The organism is Mesorhizobium sp. M1409 (assembly GCF_040317535.1).
Taxonomy (GTDB): domain Bacteria; phylum Pseudomonadota; class Alphaproteobacteria; order Rhizobiales; family Rhizobiaceae; genus Mesorhizobium.
The window spans coordinates 53067-71934 of the sequence record NZ_JAMYKV010000015.1 but is presented as its reverse complement, the minus strand read 5'-3'; the positions used below and the strand labels follow the sequence as shown (position 1 = coordinate 71934).

General features: G+C 62.6%; 15 protein-coding genes, 1 tRNA gene and 2 pseudogenes. 8 read left to right on the top strand and 10 right to left on the bottom strand.

Annotated elements, in window-relative coordinates; genetic code table 11:
• Positions 1-37: 37 nt before the first annotated feature.
• The 5 genes from NKG99_RS14695 to NKG99_RS14675 form a co-directional block, all read right to left on the bottom strand.
• On the bottom strand, positions 38-607 hold the full coding sequence (locus NKG99_RS14695) for a TetR/AcrR family transcriptional regulator (protein ID WP_352868748.1): 570 nt from the start codon (positions 605-607) through the stop codon (positions 38-40).
• 155 nt (positions 608-762) lie between these two features.
• Positions 763-1620 (bottom strand): alpha/beta fold hydrolase, encoded by an 858-nt coding sequence (locus NKG99_RS14690; RefSeq protein WP_352868745.1) that lies wholly within the window; start codon positions 1618-1620, stop codon positions 763-765.
• A gap of 118 nt (positions 1621-1738) precedes the next feature.
• A complete protein-coding gene (gene ftsZ / locus NKG99_RS14685) occupies positions 1739-2731 on the bottom strand; it encodes a cell division protein FtsZ (protein ID WP_352868742.1) in 993 nt (330 codons plus the stop codon).
• Between the two features lie 178 nt (positions 2732-2909).
• A complete protein-coding gene (gene fabF, locus NKG99_RS14680) occupies positions 2910-4178 on the bottom strand; it encodes a beta-ketoacyl-ACP synthase II (RefSeq protein WP_352868739.1) in 1269 nt (422 codons plus the stop codon).
• 46 nt (positions 4179-4224) lie between these two features.
• The gene (locus NKG99_RS14675; protein ID WP_352868866.1) at positions 4225-4803 is read right to left on the bottom strand and encodes a TetR/AcrR family transcriptional regulator; all 579 of its coding nucleotides are present in this window, start codon (positions 4801-4803) and stop codon (positions 4225-4227) included.
• Between the two features lie 129 nt (positions 4804-4932).
• Between NKG99_RS14675 and NKG99_RS14670 the strand changes: the two genes are divergently transcribed.
• The 3 genes and pseudogenes from NKG99_RS14670 (at position 4933) to NKG99_RS14660 (ending at position 9859) form a co-directional block, all read left to right on the top strand.
• Positions 4933-5997 (top strand): efflux RND transporter periplasmic adaptor subunit, encoded by a 1065-nt coding sequence (locus tag NKG99_RS14670; protein ID WP_502913083.1) that lies wholly within the window; start codon positions 4933-4935, stop codon positions 5995-5997.
• Between the two features lie 2 nt (positions 5998-5999).
• A complete protein-coding gene (locus NKG99_RS14665) occupies positions 6000-9110 on the top strand; it encodes an efflux RND transporter permease subunit (RefSeq protein ID WP_352868733.1) in 3111 nt (1036 codons plus the stop codon).
• Positions 9111-9245: 135 nt separating this feature from the next.
• Positions 9246-9859, top strand: a pseudogene (locus tag NKG99_RS14660) (TetR/AcrR family transcriptional regulator).
• Between the two features lie 8 nt (positions 9860-9867).
• Here NKG99_RS14660 and NKG99_RS14655 read toward each other — a convergent pair.
• On the bottom strand, positions 9868-10767 hold the full coding sequence (locus NKG99_RS14655; protein WP_352868730.1) for an AraC family transcriptional regulator: 900 nt from the start codon (positions 10765-10767) through the stop codon (positions 9868-9870).
• Between the two features lie 168 nt (positions 10768-10935).
• On the opposite strand from NKG99_RS14655, the gene NKG99_RS14650 reads away from it, so the two are divergent.
• Together NKG99_RS14650 and NKG99_RS14645 are read left to right on the top strand one after the other, a co-directional pair.
• Complete coding sequence (locus tag NKG99_RS14650; RefSeq protein ID WP_352868727.1) at positions 10936-11694, top strand: SDR family NAD(P)-dependent oxidoreductase; 759 nt, start codon at positions 10936-10938, stop codon at positions 11692-11694.
• Positions 11695-11742: 48 nt separating this feature from the next.
• Positions 11743-12041: pseudogene (locus NKG99_RS14645) on the top strand (glutathione S-transferase family protein); the annotation flags it as partial.
• 134 nt (positions 12042-12175) lie between these two features.
• Here the strand turns inward: NKG99_RS14645 and NKG99_RS14640 are convergent.
• Together NKG99_RS14640 and NKG99_RS14635 are read right to left on the bottom strand one after the other, a co-directional pair.
• A tRNA-Gln gene (locus NKG99_RS14640) sits at positions 12176-12250 on the bottom strand.
• Positions 12251-12379: 129 nt separating this feature from the next.
• The gene (locus NKG99_RS14635) at positions 12380-12724 is read right to left on the bottom strand and encodes a VOC family protein (RefSeq protein WP_352868725.1); all 345 of its coding nucleotides are present in this window, start codon (positions 12722-12724) and stop codon (positions 12380-12382) included.
• Positions 12725-12948: 224 nt separating this feature from the next.
• Between NKG99_RS14635 and ppdK the strand changes: the two genes are divergently transcribed.
• The 3 genes from ppdK to NKG99_RS14620 all read left to right on the top strand — a co-directional run bounded on the left by ppdK (position 12949) and on the right by NKG99_RS14620 (position 17866).
• Positions 12949-15633, top strand: coding sequence for a pyruvate, phosphate dikinase (ppdK, locus tag NKG99_RS14630; protein ID WP_352868723.1), 2685 nt, complete (start codon positions 12949-12951; stop codon positions 15631-15633).
• A 144-nt stretch (positions 15634-15777) separates the two neighbouring features.
• Positions 15778-16956 carry a glycosyltransferase family 9 protein gene (locus NKG99_RS14625; protein WP_352868720.1) on the top strand — a complete coding sequence of 393 codons (1179 nt, stop codon included), beginning with the start codon at positions 15778-15780 and terminating at the stop codon, positions 16954-16956.
• A gap of 163 nt (positions 16957-17119) precedes the next feature.
• Entirely contained in the window at positions 17120-17866 is a 747-nt protein-coding gene (locus NKG99_RS14620) for a polysaccharide deacetylase family protein (RefSeq protein ID WP_352868717.1), read from the top strand.
• A 74-nt stretch (positions 17867-17940) separates the two neighbouring features.
• On the opposite strand, the gene NKG99_RS14615 is transcribed toward NKG99_RS14620, so the two are convergent.
• Both NKG99_RS14615 and NKG99_RS14610 read right to left on the bottom strand, forming a co-directional pair.
• On the bottom strand, positions 17941-18330 hold the full coding sequence (locus NKG99_RS14615) for a DUF427 domain-containing protein (protein WP_352868714.1): 390 nt from the start codon (positions 18328-18330) through the stop codon (positions 17941-17943).
• 145 nt (positions 18331-18475) lie between these two features.
• Positions 18476-18832, bottom strand: coding sequence for a hypothetical protein (locus tag NKG99_RS14610; protein WP_352868711.1), 357 nt, complete (start codon positions 18830-18832; stop codon positions 18476-18478).
• Positions 18833-18868: the final 36 nt, after the last annotated feature.

Sequence of the window (18868 nt, the reverse complement as noted above, 5' to 3'; positions counted from 1 at the left end):
TGTGTGAGTGCCTACATGCTCATTTATCAGTTAAAACTCAGGCGGCGGACCCCTTCCAGAACAGGTCGAACCCGGCCTGCCGGATGGCGTCACTTTCCTGGGGTCTGGCCGTGACCGCGTTGATGCTTATGTCGGCCAAGTCGAACAGAATGGTATCGATGTAGAAGGCGATCCTGTCAGGCGCGGCATGGCCGGCGAGACACTCCTCCACCATCGTCCGCGCATCCCGCAGCATGGCGTGGCACCGGTTCCGGCTGTCCGCTGTCACGCGATCCGACACCTTCAACTGGCGAAGGGCCTTGCGCGCTGTAGCGTGAGCCAGTCCCCAGTCGATCAGACGGTTCCAAAACGCGAATAGTCGGTCTTTGGCGGAGGAGTCCGCCGGATATGGGGCCAGCATCGTCTCTGTGAAGTTGGCCTCGATCTCGAGAAAGAGCTGGTTGAGCAGATCGTCCTTGGTTGGAAAGTAAGTGAACAGCGTCCCCTCGGAAACGCCAGCCGCCTTTGCGATCTTGGCCGTGGACGCGCCTGTGCCCAGGCAGGCCACGAACTCGGCCGCTGCATCGAGCAGTGCCTGTCGCTTTTCTTCACTGAGGGGACGCGCCATATTTCCGTCTAGCGATATTGAGTGAGTAGATACTCAACTATATAGGGATGGCATGAGACTGGTCAACCCCCTCATGAGCCAGATGAGGTAGAGACTGCGAATGGCGACACGGAGCGGACCCTATGTCCAAGGGCAAGACCACTCGGCTGAACGGCTCAAAGGGCGCTGGTCCCCAGTATGATGCCCGCCAGTTCCGATGGATTCTCCACCGCTGAAAAGTGTCCAGTATTCTTGAGCGTAAACAGTCGCGCGTCAGGGAGCAGTGCCCGGGTTCGCTCCCTTTCGTTCGGGCGCGACCAGTCGCTGTCGCCATAGATCAGCGTCACGGGCGCTGAGACGAGCCGATACTGGTCCCGCGCCTTGCTCCAGGATCGCCACCCTGCCAGCACCTTGCGCGCGACGCGCCTGTATCCAGGGCGGTTGGCCACCCGGCCGAACTCGGTGAGAAGGTCGGAAGGAAGTTTACGCGGATCGTGATATCCGCCGCCCATTATTTTCCCGAGCACCATCTTGTTTTCCATCCACGCATTGAACGGGCCCAGAACTGGGACTTGCAAACTTCCGATGATGAAATTCGCGAACCAGTTGCCACGTCGGAGCCCATCTCCGTAACGGGTTTCGTAGTCGTAAGGATTGCTGGCGAAGACGCGCTCGACCCGCTGCGGAATTGCGGCTGCGACCGTGAGAGCCAATGCACCCCCGATCGATTCGCCCACAAGCGTGACGCCGGTGAGGTTCAGCTTCTCGATGAAGCCGATGACGCCTTGCCTGAAATACGGCTCATCGAAGCGCGCGAGTGGGTCGATCGGCGAATGACCGTGTCCAGGCAGATCGATGGCATACACCGTGTAAGACTCGGCGAGCAGGGGCGCCAAATCGCGAAAGTACTCGAGCTGTGTGCGGATCGTATGCATAAGGACCAATGGCGGCCCATTGCCGGTCTTTTCATAACGCAGACTGAGCGTGTCCGATATTTGCAAGAGGCTTGGTTCGATCATGGACGAGGTTAGCATTTATCTCTCTCTTTTATTTTATTGGAGGATTTCTCGAATGGGCCCTGGGTGATCTTCGCCCAACTGTTATCGGCGTCGATGAAAGTGCGAGCCGGTACGATGGCGTCGAATGTCGCCTTCATGCGATCTTCCGCCCGAATTCGATCACCGCTGCCGTCTGCCGGAGCCCCGTCGCAACGACGGACACCCTGAACTTTCCTTGGAGTGCGTCGTCGAATGTGGCGCCGACGATGATGTCGGCGTCCGCGTCGACTTCCTCACGGATGCGGGTCGCCGCCTCGTCCACTTCGAACAGCGTCATATCCGGTCCGCCGGAAATCGAGACAAGGACGCCTCTTGCACCTCGCATCGACGCTTCATCGAGAAGCGGATTTGCGATCGCGGCTTCCGCGGCGATCCTTGCGCGGTTCAATCCGGTCGCCTCGCCGGTGCCCATCGCGGCGCGCCCCATATCGCCCATCACAGCTCTCACGTCGGCGAAGTCGAGATTGATCAACCCTTCCTTGACGATCACGTCGGTGACGCAGCCTACTCCCGAATAGAGAATGCGATCCGCCATGGCGAAGGCGTCCGCGAAGGTCGTCTTCGCATCGGCGACCCGGAAAAGGTTCTGGTTCGGGATGACGATAACCGTGTCCGCGCACTCGCGGAGGCGCTCGATACCTTGTTCCGCCGCCCGCATCCGGTGCCCGCCCTCGAAGACGAACGGCTTGGTGACGACGCCCACGGTGAGAATGCCGGCCCGACGTGCGGCATGGGCAATGACGGGTGCCGCCCCGGTTCCAGTTCCGCCTCCCATGCCCGCCGTCACGAAACACATATGGGTGCCGGCAAGATGGTCCATGATCTCATCGATCGATTCCTCAGCGGCCGCCTGGCCGATTTCGGGGAGGGAGCCGGCTCCCAATCCCGCTGTCGTGTTGGCGCCCAACTGGATCAGGCGCGACGCCTTCGACATGGCAAGCGCCTGGGCATCGGTGTTCGCAACGACGAATTCCGCGCCCTCGAGATTCTGAAGGATCATGTTGTTGACGGCGTTTCCGCCGCCTCCGCCCACGCCGATCACGGTGATCCTTGGCTTCAGCTCAATGATGTTGGGGATGGCAGTCATCGCGAATCTCCATAAGATGCACGCCCATCAGCCTTGCCGGGGATGCACGGAACATACGAATCCCGGAAACTTCCGTTTCCGGCAGGGAATAGGGCCGCGAGCGCAAGCGGCCGGATTGCCAAGCGGTCAGCGGTAAAGTTTTCAATCACCGGTCGCTCCGGTGCTCGCGCCGGTCGGATCATCCCGTCCAGCGCCTGAACAAGGCGCTGGCGTTCACACCGCCAAAGCCGAAGCCATTGCAGATCGCGTAGTCTATCTCCATTGGTCGGGCCTCGTTCGCGACGAAATCGATGCCGTCGGCGGCCGGATCGGGCGCGCTCAAATTGAGTGTCGGCGGTGCCACCTGGTCCCTGATCGCCAGGATCGAGAAGATGGCACCAAGCCCGCCGGCCGCGCCCAGCAGATGTCCGGTCGCCGATTTCGTTGCGCTGACAGCTATCGCGAAATCGCGCCCGAAGACGCTCTTGATCGCTTCGATCTCACCCAGGTCGCCGACTGGCGTGGAGGTCGCATGCGCATTGAGATGACGAACCTCGCGCGGCGAAATCCCTGCTTGCGCAATCGCGATCTCCATGGCCCGGCGCGCGCCGTCGCCATCCTCGGGACCGGAGGTGACATGGTGAGCATCCGCCGTCGTGCCGTAGCCGACGAGCTCGGCGAGCGGTTTCGCACCGCGCGCAAGCGCATGGCTCAATTCCTCGATCACCAGCACGCCGGCTCCTTCGCCCATGACGAAGCCGTCCCTCGATATGTCGAAAGGACGCGAGGCTTGAGCCGGCGCCCAATTGAAGCCGGTGGAAAGAGAGCGTGCGGCGGCAAACCCACCGAGACTGACGATGTTCATGCACGCTTCCGTGCCTCCGCAAACGGCGATATCAGCTTCGTTCGCGCGGATAAGACGGGCCGCATCGCCGATCGCCTGGATGCCGGCCGCGCACGCCGTGACCGGCGCGCCCAATGGACCTTTGAAGCCATGACGGATTGAGATGTGGCCTGCTGCTAGGTTCACCAGGAAGGAGGGCACCGTAAAGGGCGACAGGCGGCGGGCGCCACGCAGGTCGACCGTGCGCACCGCCTCGGTGATGGCGGGGAAGCCGCCGATCCCTGAAGCGATGACCGTTGCTGTGCGCATGCGATCCGCTTCCAAGGCAGGCTTCCATTTCGCCTGCGCAAGCGCCTCTTCCGCCGCTGCCAGCGCAAAGAGAATGAACCGATCTACCTTGCGCTGGTCCTTCGCGGACAGGACGGCATCGGGATCGAACCCGGACTCCGGGTCTTCTTCCACGCAGGGGACCACGCCGCCGACCTTCGCCGGCAGGTCGCCCACCATATCGTCCGGAAGCTTCCGCAGCCCCGAGCGACCGGCCAGGAGACGCGACCACGACGCCTTGACATTGGCGGCCAGCGGCGTGACCGCTCCTACGCCCGTAACCACAATCCGTCGCATCGATTCTCCTGTCACTTGGGTGCGCGGACAGCGCTGCCGCCGCCGTTCAAGCGGCGACTGCTTCGCGAACCTGATCGGTTGCCGCATCCAGAAAAGCCTGCGCGAGGTCGGGGTCGTTGACGACCCGCGAGAGGAGCACGGCACCGACCATCGTCGAGAGAATGGCCATGGCCTTATCGCCGGGTTTTTCGCCGTCGGTCCCGCCAACCCAACCGCCGAGCATCTCAAGGTATTCCTTGATCCCGGCCTCGAATGACGCCTTCACCTCGGCGCCCTGTCTGGCAGCATCCGAGCCGAGCGCAACGACCGGGCAGCCGTCCATCCTTTCTCCGCGATGGTCCATACTGAGATAGAATGAGATCACTGCGTCGAGCGGATTCCCAGGATTTGCCGCGGTCGCGGTCGACCACCTGTGGGTGGCGCTCTCCATCGCCCGCCTGGACGCCTGGGCCGCCAAGTCCTCCTTTGACGCGAATTGCTTGTAAAAGGCGCCTTGCGTCAGCCCGGCACCCTTCATCAGATCCTTGAGGCCGATGCCGTCAAAGCCGCGCTCGCGAAAAAGCCGGCTTGCCACATTGATGACGGTCTCGCGGTTTTCCGCAGCTTGAATTCGGCTCACTCGCATCATCGCTCTCCTTTTTGATTGCGTTCGTAATCTATAATCGGTATAGAGGTCGAATGCAATCTATTTCGAGATGAGGCGACGAGCGTGAAAAAGAGAACCGTTTTCGTATTGGGATCGACCCTGACGGCGATGTCATGGGCGGCGGCATTCGTCACGCTTGCCACTCCCGCGCAGGAAGCCTCTTTGGTGACCGATCCAAGGCAGGAAGCACCATTCGTCAGGCTTGTGTCGGCAGCGCCGGTCACCGGGTCGGAACGTGGCTTCACCGGCATCGTCGCGGCGAGGGTGCAGAGCAATCTCGGCTTTCGGGTTCCAGGCAAGATCGTGGAACGGTTGGTGGATGTCGGTCAGGAAGTTAAAGCCGGTCAGCCGCTGATGCGGATTGACGATACCGATCTGCGCCTTGCGCTTTCGGCGAAACGCAATGCCGTCGCGGCAGCGCGCGCGACAGTCGCTCAGACACAGCCGGATGAACGGCGATACGCCAGTTTGCTTGGCAGTGGGTGGATTACACCGCAGCGCTACGAGCAGGCTAAGGCTGCGATGGAAACAGCCCAAGCGCAACTCGCCGCCGCCGAAGCCGACGCACGGGTCGCCGAGAACGAGGCGGCCTATGCAGTCCTGTTGGCGGACGCGGATGGGACGGTGGTTGAAACGTTTGGCGAGCCGGGGCAGGTCGTCGCAGCCGGCCAGCCAGTGATCCGGACCGCCAAGGCAGGCCCGCGCGAAGCAATTGTCGCGCTCCCCGAAACCATTCGGCCGGCGATCGGCTCGGCGGCCGAGGCCAGCGTGTATGGTGGCGATGAGCGTCGTTACTCAGCGCATCTGCGGCAGTTGTCGGACTCCGCCGATGCCCAGACCCGCACGTATGAGGCGCGCTATGTGCTCGACGGTGAGGCTGCCGCGGCACCGCTTGGCGCGACGGTAACCATTCGGCTCGCAAGCCAGGTGAAACAGCCAGAGGTCCAGGTGCCACTGGGGGCAGTGCTCGACGACGGCAAGAAGACCGGCGTTTGGGTGTTGGACAGCGCCACCTCAACCGTACACTTTCAGCCCGTCCAGCTTGTTCGTGTAACCAGCGAAACCGCTGTGATCTCCGGATTGAACTCCAACGTTCCCATTGTCTCGCTCGGCGCTCATCTCCTGCAGGAGGGGGCCCGCGTCAGGACTGCTTCCGAAAGCGGGAGCAACTGACGATGAACCTCAATCTTTCCGCGATCGCCGTTCGCGAACGCGCCGTCACCCTGTTCTTCATCCTCCTGCTCGTCGCGGCTGGCGCCTACGCGTTCCTTATGCTCGGGCGGGCGGAGGATCCCAACTTCACCATCAAGACCCTGACGGTCACAACGGCATGGCCGGGCGCGACGGCCCGCGAGATGCAGGACCTTGTCGCCGAGCCGTTGGAGAAGCGGCTTCAGGAACTCACCTGGTACGATCGGGTCGAGACGACCACGCGGCCGGGATACGCCTATATGACGGTCACGCTGAAGGACAGCACGCCGCCATCCGCCGTGCAGGAAGAATTTTACCAGGCCCGCAAGAAGCTCGGGGATGAAGCCCGCAACCTGCCGCCCGGCGTCTACGGTCCCTTCGTCAACGACGAATATTCGGATGTGAGTTTCGCCCTTTATGCGCTGAAGGCCAAAGGCATGCCGATGCGTGAGCTGGCCAGGCAGGCTGAGACCATTCGCCAGGATCTTCTGCACGTGCCCGGCGTCAAGAAGATCAACATACTCGGCGAACGTCCGGAGCAGATATTCGTCGAGTTCTCCTATGCCAAGCTGGCAACCCTCGGCGTGTCCGCGCAAGATATCGTTGCGGCCTTGCAAAGGCAGAACACCGTCACGCCGGCGGGCTCGATCGATACTCAGGGGCCGCAGGTCTTCATCAGGCTCAACGGCGCCTATGACGGTGTCCAGGCTATCGCCGACACGCCGATCGTTGCCGGGGGGCGGACGCTGAAGCTTTCCGATGTTGCCGAGGTCCGCCGCGGCTACGAGGACCCTCCCACCTATCTCATCCGACGTCAGGGCGAGCCCACCATCATGCTCGCGGCCGTTATGCAGGAGGGTTGGGACGGTCGCGCGCTCGGCAAGGCGCTGGAGGACAGGACTGCCACGATCGCACGGACATTGCCGCTTGGGATAACGCTCGACAAGGTGTCCGACCAGGCCGTCAACATCACCTCGGCGGTCGACGAGTTCATGTTGAAGTTCGCGATGGCGCTCGGCGTCGTGCTGCTGATCAGCCTGCTCAGCATGGGCTGGCGCGTCGGCATCGTCGTGGCGGCCGCCGTCCCGCTGACGCTTGCCGCCGTGTTCCTCATCATGCTGGAGACCGGCCGGTTCTTCGATCGCATCACGCTCGGCGCCCTCATCCTGGCGCTCGGCCTTCTCGTGGACGACGCCATCATCGCCATCGAGGTGATGGTGGTGAAGATGGAAGAGGGCATGGATCGCATCAAGGCGGCGGCCTATGCCTGGAGCCATACCGCGGCGCCGATGCTGTCGGGAACGCTCGTGACGATCGCTGGGTTCCTGCCCGTGGGCTTCGCACGCTCGACGGCCGGCGAGTACGCCGGCAACATCTTCTGGGTCGTGGGGTTTGCCCTCATTGTCTCCTGGATCGTCGCGGTGGTCTTCACGCCCTACCTTGGCGTCAAGATGCTGCCCGCGATCCAGCCGGTCGAAGGCGGCGTTCACGCCATATACGACACACCGAACTATCGGCGCCTGCGGCGGCTCATCATCTTTGCCGTGCGCCACAAGTTCGTGACCTGCGGTGTCGTCGCCATCGTTTTCGCGCTTTCGGTTGTCGGTATGGGCAGCCTGAAACAGCAGTTCTTCCCGACATCCGACCGCCCCGAAGTGCTGGTCGAGGTTCGTCTGCCGGAAGGCACCAGCATCGAGACGACGACCGCCACAGTGGAGAAGCTGGAGCACTGGCTTGGCAACCAGCCCGAAGCCAGGATCGTGACGAGCTACGTCGGTCAGGGCGCTCCGCGCTTCTTCTTTGCCATGGCACCGGAACTGCCTGATCCTGCCTTTGCCAAGATCGTCGTGCTGACACCGGACGCGGAGGCACGCGAGGCGCTGAAGCACCGGCTCCGGGAGGCGGTATCGCAGGGGCTCGCGCCCGAGGCCAATGTCCGCGTCACGCAGCTTGTGTTCGGACCCTACACGCCGTTCCCTGTCGAGTTCCGGGTCATGGGACCTGATCCCGCGCAACTATATGCCATCTCCGAAAAAGCACTTGATGCGATGCGAGGCGTCGCGGACGTGCGGCAGGCCAATCGCGACTGGGGCAACCGCACGCCCGTACTGCGCTTCATCCCTGACCAGGATCGACTGAACCTCATCGGGCTGTCGCCGGCGGAGGTGGCCCAGCAGCTCCAGTTCCTGCTCACCGGCATTCCCGTCACACAGGTCCGCGAGGACATTCGCAATGTCCCGATCGTGGCGCGCAGCGCTGGGGCTGAGCGGCTGGATCCGTCGCGTCTGGCGGATTTCTCGCTGATGAGCCGGGACGGGCGCCAGATTCCCCTCGACCAGATCGGTCATTCGGAGGTCCGCCTGGAAGAGCCGATCCTGAAGCGCCGCGATCGTCTGCCGGTCATCACGATCCGCTCGGATATCAATGAGGCAACGCAGCCTCCGGAGGTCTCCAAGCAGATCATGACGGCCCTGCAGCCGCTGATCGCTTCCCTTCCGGCCGGCTATCGCATCGAAATGGGTGGATCAATCGAGGAGGCGACCAAGGCCAACACTGCTTTGGGCAAGATCTTTCCGGCCATGATCGCCGCCATGCTGATCGTCATCATGCTGCAGGTACGATCCTTCTCGACGATGTTCATGGTCGTGCTGACGGCACCGCTTGGCCTCGTCGGCGTCGTGCCGATGTTGCTCACCTTCAACCAGCCTTTCGGGTTCAACGCCATTCTGGGCCTCATAGGACTGGCCGGCATCCTGATGCGCAATACGCTGATCCTGACGGAACAGATCAAGGAGAACCGTGCTGCCGGTCTTGACGACTATCACGCCGTCATTGAGGCCACCGTGCAACGCACGAGGCCCGTCATCTTGACCGCACTTGCAGCCGTGCTCGCCTTCATCCCCCTCACGCACTCCGTCTTCTGGGGTTCGATGGCCTATACACTGATCGGCGGCACTGCGGCCGGCACGGTGCTGATCCTGCTTTTCCTTCCCGCTCTTTATGCCGCGTGGTTCCGGATCAAGCCGACCGCGGATGAGGCCCATCAGGCTTCGACCGAAGAACCGGAATTGCAAACTGCGATGGCGGCCGAATAGGGCACTGTTGTCGGAAGAGACGGTTCAAGTTCTTGCCCGCTGGCCTGATATTTGCAAGCCAGCTGCACGATCTTGCCGTCTGCCGATGACTGTCCACGCGAGCCGCGAAGAGGGGCATCAGCACTGGAGACATCAATGGATCGCCCGGATCGAAAGCGACCTGATCGAAACGAGGTGCGCCGGCGCATTCTGGAGGTGGCGGAGGAGCACTTTCGCCGCATCGGCTACCATAAGACTTCGGTTGCCGATATCGCCTCCGAACTCGGCATGAGCACGGCAAACGTCTACCGTTTCTTCCCCTCGAGGGACGCAATCAAAGAATCCATCTGCGGCCAAGCTTTGAACGAGGTAGCTGACATCGCCCTCGCAATCGCACGCACGAACGCGCCAGCCGGGGAGAAACTCGGCCAGCTACTGACCGCCGTTCACCACCACAAGAAGATGACGCTGGTCAAGGAAAAGCGCATGCACGACCTGATTGTCGCCGCCATGCAGGAGAACTGGGCGATCATCAAGGCGTATATCGAGGACATGGTAACGACTTTAGGGATCGTCATCCGCGAGGGTATCGAATGGGCGAATTCAACGTCGAAGATTCCGCTGCGGCGGCGCGTGCCGTCCACACCGCGTTCACGCCGTTCCTCCATCCGATGCTGATCGAGCGCTGCCTCGAACACGGCGAGGATACCGAAGTGGGCTTGCGCGCGCAGATTGGATTTTGCCTGAAAGCTCTTGGCAAGTCGGCCTAACATGCCGGCTAGGCCAACGCCGGCTCCCCGATCGCCTGCCTGATCTGACGAACGTCGCGCGCTGGCGGTGCGCCGAACTGCCGGAGATATTCGCGGCTGAATTGCGAGGCGCTCTCGTAGCCGACCGCGAAGGCCACATCGGATGCGCTATGGTCACCAGCGAGCAACAACTGCCGCGCTTCCTGCAACCGAAGCTGTTTCTGATACTGGAGCGGGCTGAGACCGGTCATTGCCAGAAAATGGCGATGCAGGCTGGCGCGGCTCATGCCGCTTGCATCGCATAGCGCCTCTATGCGCAAACGGGTATTCTGATTGTCCCTTATCCATCCCACCGCTCGCCGGATACGGCCCAGCGCACCCTCGGGCCGCGCGATCTGACGCAACAGGCGACCCTGCGGACCTTGCAGGAGACGATAGAGCAATTCACGTTCCGCCATGGGAGCAAGAACGGGAATATCGGCCGGGGTGTCGAGCAACGACAGCAGGCGCAGCAAGGTGTCGCGTAGCGGCGCCGTCATCGGATTGATCGCAATGCCGATCCCTTGGGGATCAATGTCGCGCACCTGCGGCATGGTCGACGCAACATCGGCCAGAATGGCAGGGTCCAGGACCAGCGACACCGCGACATAGGGTTGGCCGTCATCGGCATCCAGTATCTGGCCGATCAGCGGCAGATCGAGGGCGCTGATGAGGTAGTGCGCGGGATCGTAGCTTAAAAGATCGTCGTTGATCGCTACGTGCTTCGAACCCTGCAGGATGAAGCAGATCATCGAGCGGTACAGGCATGGTGCCTTGCCGGTGGTCGCCTGTCCCACGTTGATCTCCAGCCGCGGGATCGGCGTGATGGTTATCCCTGATGGCGCGTGGCGCAGCGCGATGTCGAGATGCGGCTTGAGATGGTCTGTCATCGTCAGACCATACCATCGTCAGTCCGCCAGGCAAGCGATTGAGACAATCGGGCAAAATGTTGAGCGTATCGGGCGGGTTCGTCGAGCCGGCGTCGCCTACCTTTGGGACATCGGGAGGGTGCCTTGGCGGCGCCGCTTCGCACCGTGACCATCCAATGAGGGCAGACCATGACCAAGCAGATCGCACTTATCACCGGCGCCGGCCGCGGCCTCGGCCGCAACATGGCGCTGCATCTCGCCAGACGCGGTGTCCACATCGTCGGCACCTACCGCAGCGGCGCGGCGGAAGCCGACGCGCTGCGCCAGGAGATCGAGGCGCTGGGCGGCACGGCCGCCATGCTGGCGCTCGACGTCACTGATACGACGAGTTTCCCCACATTTGCCGGGAAGGTGGTCGAAACCCTGAAGACTGATTTCGGTCGCGAACGCTTCGATTTCCTGGTCAACAATGCCGGCAACGGTCTTTTCGCCAACTTCGCCGAGGCGACCGAAGAGCAATTCGAATCGTTGGTCGGCACGCATCTGCGCGGCCCCGTCTTCCTGACCCAGAAGCTGCTGCCGCTGATCGAGGACGGCGGGCGCATCCTGAACGTCTCGTCCGGCTTCGTGCGCTTCACGCTGCCAGGCTATAGCCTTTATGCGGCGATGAAGGCTGCGGTCGAGGTACTGACCCGATTTATGGCGGTGGAGCTTGGCGCGCGCCGAATCCGGGTCAATGCGATTGCGCCTGGTGCCATCGCCACCGACTTCGGCGGTGGTGCGGTGCGCGACAATGAGGATGTCAACGCCTATGTGGCGCAGGGCATCGCACTGGGCCGCGTCGGCCTGCCGGACGACATCGGCAGCGCGGTCGCCGCTATCCTGTCGGAGGATATGGGTTGGGCGAACGGCACGACCTTCGACATTTCGGGCGGGCAGTTGCTGTAGCGCCAGCGCAACATCGCCCGTTCCTTGCCGGCACTTCGAGAGACCATCATGCCCGACACCAGCCTCACGCTCATCAGCCACCCGCTTTGCCCGTTCGTTCAACGGGCGGCGATTGTCCTTCTTGAAAAGGCGTGTTGGTCGACAAGATCGACGTCGATCTTGCGGCCAAGCCCGACTGGTTTCTGGCGCTTTCGCCGACCGGCAAGGTGCCATTGCTCAAAGTAGGCCAGGCGGATGGGCCGGACGCCGTCCTCTTCGAAAGCATGGTCGGCGCAACGCTGTATTCGGTCGATGCGCTGTCCCGTGCCCGGCATCGGGGCTGGATCGAGTTCGGCACGGCGACCCTCGGTGGCGGACGATCTGCTGTCGACCGAACTGATGGACGCGATGCTGTCGGCACGCGCGCGCTGTGGAAACAGTATTGCCGGCTGCTGCGTCGAGCGATGCCACCAAGATGAAATTATCCACAGGGCATCCAGTTTGGCTGGGGCGCCAGGATTCGAACCTGGGAATGTCGGTACCAAAAACCGATGCCTTACCACTTGGCGACGCCCCAATTGCCGTCAGAGTCGCTGGTGCGGCGCGTTATTAGCAGAGCAGCCGAAAAGCACAATCCTTATGAGCGACAAGTCAGAACGATCAAATTTGGTCAGGCAAAGCAGCGCCGCCGGACGACATGGAGCGGCTACTCGGACCACACAGCCATCTCGTTGCCGGCCGGATCGACAAAGTGGAAGCGCCGGCCGCCGGGGAATGAAAAGATCGGCTTGACGATCGTGCCGCCGGCGCTCTCGACGGCACCGCGCGTATCTTCCAGATCCTTGCTGTAAAGCACGGGTAGCGGCTTGGCGGGCGCTTCCTCGGCGTCGGCCTGGAAGCCACCGTCCAGGCCTTCGGCAAAAGCCGAATAGGTCGGTCCATAGTCGGTGAACGACCAGCCAAAGGCATTGCTGTAGAAGGCCTTGAGCCGGTCCAGCGTTCCGCCGGTCGCCGGCATTTCCAGATAGTCGAGTTTTCCAGACAGTTTCATGACTCACCTGTTTGTTCCCTGTATGTTCTACTCTAAAAGCCCGGGAATGGCAAGTCTTTTTGACGCATCCTGGGACCGGGCTTTTGCTTAATCGATTGTAGGAGCCGGGCGGCTTCGCCGACGCCTTGCCTTTCGCACTGCAGCATCATATCGCTCCAGGGTCGGACCGGCGGAACTATCCGTTTCGCCAACCTTTCCAATCTCCTGCAACCGGAGAGCAATGCATGACCAAATGGGTTTTCACCTTTGGCGATGGTGCGGCGGAAGGCCGTGCCGGCGACAGGAATCTGCTGGGCGGCAAGGGCGCCAACCTGGCCGAGATGTGCAGCCTGGGCCTGCCGGTGCCGCCGGGCTTCACCATCACCACGGAGGTCTGCAACGCCTACTATGCCAATGGCCGCACCTATCCGGCCGGGTTGGAAGCCGATGTCGCGGTTGCGCTCGATCACATCGGACACCTGACCGGCCGCCGGTTTGGCGACCCGTCGAAACTGCTGCTGGTCTCGGTGCGATCCGGCGCCCGCGCGTCGATGCCCGGCATGATGGACACTGTGCTCAATCTCGGGCTGAACGACGAGACGGTGGAGGCGCTGGCAGCCGATTCCGGCGATGCGCGCTTTGCCTATGACAGCTATCGCCGCTTCATCCAGATGTATTCCGACGTCGTCATGGGCCTCGACCATGAAGTGTTCGAGGAAATCCTGGAGGACCAGAAGGGCGGGCTTGGGCATGAGCTCGACACCGAACTGACGGCGCTCGAATGGCAAGGCGTCATCGCGCTCTACAAGGCCAAGGTCGAGGAAGAGCTCGGCAAGCCGTTCCCGCAGGATCCGCATGAGCAGCTGTGGGGCGCGATCGGCGCCGTCTTCTCGAGTTGGATGAACAACCGCGCCATCACCTACCGGCGCCTGCACGACATCCCCGAAAGCTGGGGCACGGCGGTCAATGTCCAGGCCATGGTGTTCGGTAATATGGGCGAGACATCAGCCACCGGCGTCGCCTTCACCCGCAACCCGTCGACCGGCGAGAAGATGCTCTATGGCGAGTTCCTGGTGAACGCGCAGGGCGAGGACGTCGTCGCCGGCATCCGTACGCCGCAGAACATCACCGAGGCGGCGCGCATCGCGGCGGGCTCGGACAAGCCATCGCTGCAGAAGCTGATGCCGGACGCGTTCCAGTCCTTCGTCACCATCTCCGACAGCCTGGAAAAGCACTACCGCGACATGCAGGATCTCGAATTCACCATCGAGCGCGGCAAATTGTGGATGCTGCAGACAAGGTCCGGCAAGCGCACCGCCAAGGCGGCGCTGAAAATCGCCGTCGAGATGGCGCGGGACAGGCTGATCACGAAAGAGGAAGCCGTCGCCCGCATCGATCCGGCATCGCTCGACCAGCTGCTGCATCCGACCATCGATCCCAAGGCCGCGCGTGACGTCATCGGCATCGGATTGCCGGCGTCGCCCGGTGCCGCCACCGGCGAGATCGTCTTTTCCTCGGGCGACGCCGAGGAGTTGAAGTCGCAAGGCCGCAAGGCGATCCTGGTGCGCATCGAAACCAGCCCCGAGGACATCCACGGCATGCATGCGGCGGAAGGCATCCTGACCACGCGCGGCGGCATGACCAGCCACGCCGCGGTGGTGGCGCGCGGCATGGGCAAGCCTTGCGTGTCGGGCGCCGGTTCGCTGCGTGTCGACTACAAGGCAGGCACGCTGATGGCGATGGGCTCGACCTTCCGCAAGGGCGATATCGTCACCATCGATGGCGGCAATGGCCAGGTGCTGAAGGGCGCCGTGCCGATGCTGCAGCCCGAACTTTCCGGCGATTTCGCCGCCATCATGGAGTGGGCGGACGCGGTGCGCCGGATGAAGGTGCGCACCAATGCCGAAACGCCGCTCGACGCGCGCATGGCGCGCTCCTTCGGCGCCGAAGGCATCGGCCTTTGCCGCACCGAGCACATGTTCTTCGATGGCGACCGCATCGTCGCCATGCGCGAGATGATCCTGGCCGACACCGAAAAGGACCGGCGCACAGCACTCGACAAGCTTTTGCCGATGCAGCGTTCGGATTTTCTCGAACTGTTCGAGATCATGGCCGGCCTGCCGGTGACGATCCGCCTGCTCGATCCGCCGCTGCACGAATTCCTGCCGAAGACCGAGGAAGAGGTGGCCGAGGTTGCCGCCGCCATGAAGGTGTCGCCGGACAAGCTCAGGCAGCGCACCGAGGCGCTGCACGAGTTCAACCCGATGCTCGGTCATCGCGGTTGCCGCTTGGCCGTCTCCTATCCCGAAATTGCCGAGATGCAGGCGCGCGCCATTTTCGAGGCGGCCGTCGAGGCCGGCAAGAAGGCCGGCGCGCTTGTGGTCCCCGAGATCATGGTGCCGCTGGTCGGCCTGGTGAAGGAACTCGACTACGTCAAGGCGCGCATCGATGCGGTCGCCAAGAGCGTCATGGAGGAAACCGGTGTCAAGATCGACTATCTCACCGGCACCATGATCGAACTGCCGCGTGCGGCGATCCGCGCCCATGTCATCGCGCAGTCCGCCGAGTTCTTCTCCTTCGGCACCAACGACCTGACCCAGACGACATTCGGTATTTCGCGCGACGATGCGGCCTCGTTCCTGGAAACCTACCGCCAGAAAGGCATAATCGACCAGGATCCGTTCGTCTCGCTCGACATCGACGGCGTCGGCGAACTGGTGCGCATGGCCGCCGAAAAGGGCAGGGCGACGCGGCCCGACATCAAGCTTGGCATCTGCGGCGAACATGGCGGCGACCCGGCCTCGATCCGCTTTTGCGAAGAGATCGGCCTCGACTACGTATCCTGCTCGCCCTATCGCGTGCCGATCGCAAGGCTGGCGGCCGCGCAGGCAGCGGTGCTGGTCGCTAGATCAATTCCAGGAAAAGTGTGAAACGGTTTTCCCGGGAAAGCTCGTAGCGCTTTCCCGTAGGGAATTGCGTCAACCGTTTCGAGAAACGGTGAACTGCTCCAAGTCAGGCCGCGGATAGATCTATCCCGGACGAGCTTACCGTTTTGTAAGCCAATTCACGCGAACGTGCCGACGGCATTGCATAATTTCGACACCGTTCCCGCCCAATTTGCGGATACCCGCAATTGTCCCCGGAAGCCGATGTTGCAGACCTCACCCGCGCCGTTCCGCTCCATTTTGGTCATTCAAACGAAGTTCATGGGAGATATCGTCCTCGCCTCGGTACTTGTGGAAAATTTGCGGCTCGAATTCCCCGGCGCCAGGCTCGTATTTCTGTGCGAGGCTAGCTTCGAGAGCTTCGTGATCGCTCATGGCATCGCTTCCGAGGTGGTCACGTTTAAGCGCGCCCGCATGCGCGGCACCAACCTCGAGCGCGGGAAAGAGCTTTACGCCATGGTCCGCGCGTTGCGCCGCTTCCGCGTCGACCTGACAATCGACCTGACCGATTCAAAGACGTCGCGCATTGTCAGCGGGCTCGTCAACGCAAGAACCCGCGTCGGCTACAATCCTTCCGAAAGACCCTTGCGCATGCTGGAGCGCCAGCCCGCCAACGTCTTTGCCAAGCCCTACGGCTTTGATGGCCAGCACTTTCTGTACCGCTATCTCTCGCCGCTCGAAGCGCTCGGAATCGAACTCCGCAAGGTGATTCCGAGCCTTCAGCCGCTGCCATTGGAGACGGCGAAAGCATTGGCGCTGCTGGATAAGCACCATCTGCGGCCAAACGGTTTCATCGCCGTGCATGCGGGTGCAAGCTTCGAGGGGCGACGTTGGCAGCCGGAGCGGTTTGCAGCGGCGATCGTCGAGATTATGGGCGAAACCGGTCTGGACGTCGTCCTGGTCGGCGGCCCGGACGAGCGGGAGATTGCCGAACGTATCGTCGCCAGGACCGCGCCGTCGGTCGTCAATCTCGTGGGGGACCTGTCGCTTGAAAGTCTGCTGGCGGTGCTGAAACAGGCCCGGCTGTTTCTCGGCAACGAGAGCGGCCCGATGCACATGGCCGCCGCCACCGGAACCCCGGTTGTCGGGCTGTTCGGTTTGACGCGCCCGTCGCGCTGGGGTCCCCTCGGCGTGCCCAGCATTTCGCTCCAGCCGCCGTTGCCTTGCAACTGCCTGGCCAAGGGCCTCTGCCGCGCGCCGGATCCCAGCAAGGCCTGCTGCGTCTGGGGTCTGGAGGTCAAGCCTGTGGTCGACGCGGTGCGCGAGCTTCTTTCGCGCTCCGAAATGAGGCTGGGGCGCGCCATCTGACATCATGGTCGCGCGGACAACCGCTATCGCGGAATGGCCCGTTCACCACGCGAACGGTCAAATTGTCGCGACAGCCACTTTTCCGCTATCCACCATCCCGATTTCCGCCTTCATGCACGTCTTGGGATGCCGGCTTGAAACGACCGGTCAGGAATTCGGTTTGATGCGCCTGCTGCAAAAAAATCTCTGCATGATCGCCATGTCGTTGGCGATGGTATCCGCCGGCCATGCCGCGCCGCTCGTCGAGCCCACGCTGCACATCAGGCCGGAGGCGAGCGGAGCAGGCCGCGTTGCGCTCACGCTAGATGCCTGCGGCGGGCAGACCGACAGCCGGATCCTTTCGGCGTTGGTGGACAACAAGATCCCCGCCACCATTTTCGTGACCGGTATCTGGCTGAAGCGAAACGCCGCCGCCGTCGAGATCATGCGGGCCCATCCCGACCTGTTCGAGCTTGAAAATCACGGCGGCCATCATATCCCGGCGGTCGACACGCCACGGAAAATCTACGGTATCCGCAGCGCCGGCAGCCCGGACGCGGTGCTGGCCGAGGTCGAGTCGGGTGCCACCGCTCTTGCCGGAACCGGCGAGCCGGCGCCGAAATGGTTTCGGGGCGCAACCGCCGAATACAGTCCGTCGGCAATCGCCATGATCCGCAAGCTTGGCTTCAAGATCGCGGGCTTCTCGATAAACGGCGACGGCGGCTCATTGCTTGGCGCCAAGGAAACCGCGCGGCGCATCGCGGCGGCCAAGGACGGTGACGTGATTATCTCGCACATCAACCAGCCGACCCACGCCGCCGGCGAAGGCGTGGTGCAGGGGCTCCTGGCGCTCAAGGCCAAGGGCTTGACCTTTGTGCGGCTCGACGATGCCGATGCCGATGGAATCGGCGATCACGGCACCACCGACTGACCGGTGCATTTGATCTTCAGGTGAAGCCGGCCTGACCTGAATCTCAACGCACCTCACGCGGCGGTCGCAGTCGGTCAGTCCGGTTTGGCTTCGATCGCGACCTTGCTGGCGTAGAACGCGCCGTGGTTACGGATCTCAGCCATTTCGTCGAAAGGATGCTCGTAGGCCCACATGGCGTTCTGCCCGGTTTCGCCGGCAGGCAGCACGCTCCAATAGCTTGCGTCGCCCTTGTAGGGGCAATGGGTCGAGTGTTCGGTGCCGGCGAGCTTGCCGAAATCGATGTCGGCGAACGGAATGTAGAAGACCGCGGGATAGGGCGGCTCACTCAGCACCTTGGCCCTCGTGGATGAAGCGATGACCGCGTCTCCGGCGCGCACGGTGACTGTGCCGGCAAAGGGGTCGATGGTGATGACCTTGTCGGGATTGCGTTGAAAACCGGGGGCGGGGTTGGTGATCTGGTCCATGCGGGGTCTCCTTGCGTCGATTTTTCAGATGTGTCGCGCAAGGGCATAGTTCAAGGCCGGCGGTGGCCATGCAGCACGCAAGCCCAATCCGGCCGATACCGACGGATTGTGCCTCCGAAGCAAATTGAAATACCTGCCGCAGCAGTCAGGCAGCGGCCTTGAACACGTCCATGAGACCGGCATAGGCAGCAGCGATGCCGGCGACCGGGTTGCTGCTTCTCGACGCGGTTTCGACCTTCAATGGGCCGCCGCCGGTCGGCAGTGTGAGCAGCAGGAACTGGCGATTGCCGCCGTCGCCGACGGATGCGGCCGCGACATGTTGGCCTTCGCCGTGGTTCTGGACGCACATCTTGAACAGCAGCGTGCCGCCGACCGCTTCGAGCGCGCCGCCGACAACTTCAACAAATTCGTCTTCGGAAACAGTCTTTGTGTCCGGCGCCAGATCGGTCAGACTTTCGGCAAGCGTACTCTCAAGGGCTTCGTCGTCGAGCTGCGCGTCCATGCGAACCTCTTTCAGTCGCCAATCGCCCCTTGCCCG

Bases quoted from the DNA above. Each gene is read 5' to 3' on its own strand.
- NKG99_RS14695 (WP_352868748.1), bottom strand. From the start codon at position 607: ATGGCGCGTCCCCTCAGTGAAGAAAAGCGACAGGCACTGCTCGATGCA.
- NKG99_RS14690 (WP_352868745.1), bottom strand. From the start codon at position 1,620: ATGCTAACCTCGTCCATGATCGAACCAAGCCTCTTGCAAATATCGGAC.
- ftsZ (WP_352868742.1), bottom strand. From the start codon at position 2,731: ATGACTGCCATCCCCAACATCATTGAGCTGAAGCCAAGGATCACCGTG.
- fabF (WP_352868739.1), bottom strand. From the start codon at position 4,178: ATGCGACGGATTGTGGTTACGGGCGTAGGAGCGGTCACGCCGCTGGCC.
- NKG99_RS14675 (WP_352868866.1), bottom strand. From the start codon at position 4,803: ATGCGAGTGAGCCGAATTCAAGCTGCGGAAAACCGCGAGACCGTCATC.
- NKG99_RS14670 (WP_502913083.1), top strand. From the start codon at position 4,933: ATGTCATGGGCGGCGGCATTCGTCACGCTTGCCACTCCCGCGCAGGAA.
- NKG99_RS14665 (WP_352868733.1), top strand. From the start codon at position 6,000: ATGAACCTCAATCTTTCCGCGATCGCCGTTCGCGAACGCGCCGTCACC.
- NKG99_RS14655 (WP_352868730.1), bottom strand. From the start codon at position 10,767: ATGACAGACCATCTCAAGCCGCATCTCGACATCGCGCTGCGCCACGCG.
- NKG99_RS14650 (WP_352868727.1), top strand. From the start codon at position 10,936: ATGACCAAGCAGATCGCACTTATCACCGGCGCCGGCCGCGGCCTCGGC.
- NKG99_RS14635 (WP_352868725.1), bottom strand. From the start codon at position 12,724: ATGAAACTGTCTGGAAAACTCGACTATCTGGAAATGCCGGCGACCGGC.
- ppdK (WP_352868723.1), top strand. From the start codon at position 12,949: ATGACCAAATGGGTTTTCACCTTTGGCGATGGTGCGGCGGAAGGCCGT.
- NKG99_RS14620 (WP_352868717.1), top strand. From the start codon at position 17,120: ATGCGCCTGCTGCAAAAAAATCTCTGCATGATCGCCATGTCGTTGGCG.
- NKG99_RS14615 (WP_352868714.1), bottom strand. From the start codon at position 18,330: ATGGACCAGATCACCAACCCCGCCCCCGGTTTTCAACGCAATCCCGAC.
- NKG99_RS14610 (WP_352868711.1), bottom strand. From the start codon at position 18,832: ATGGACGCGCAGCTCGACGACGAAGCCCTTGAGAGTACGCTTGCCGAA.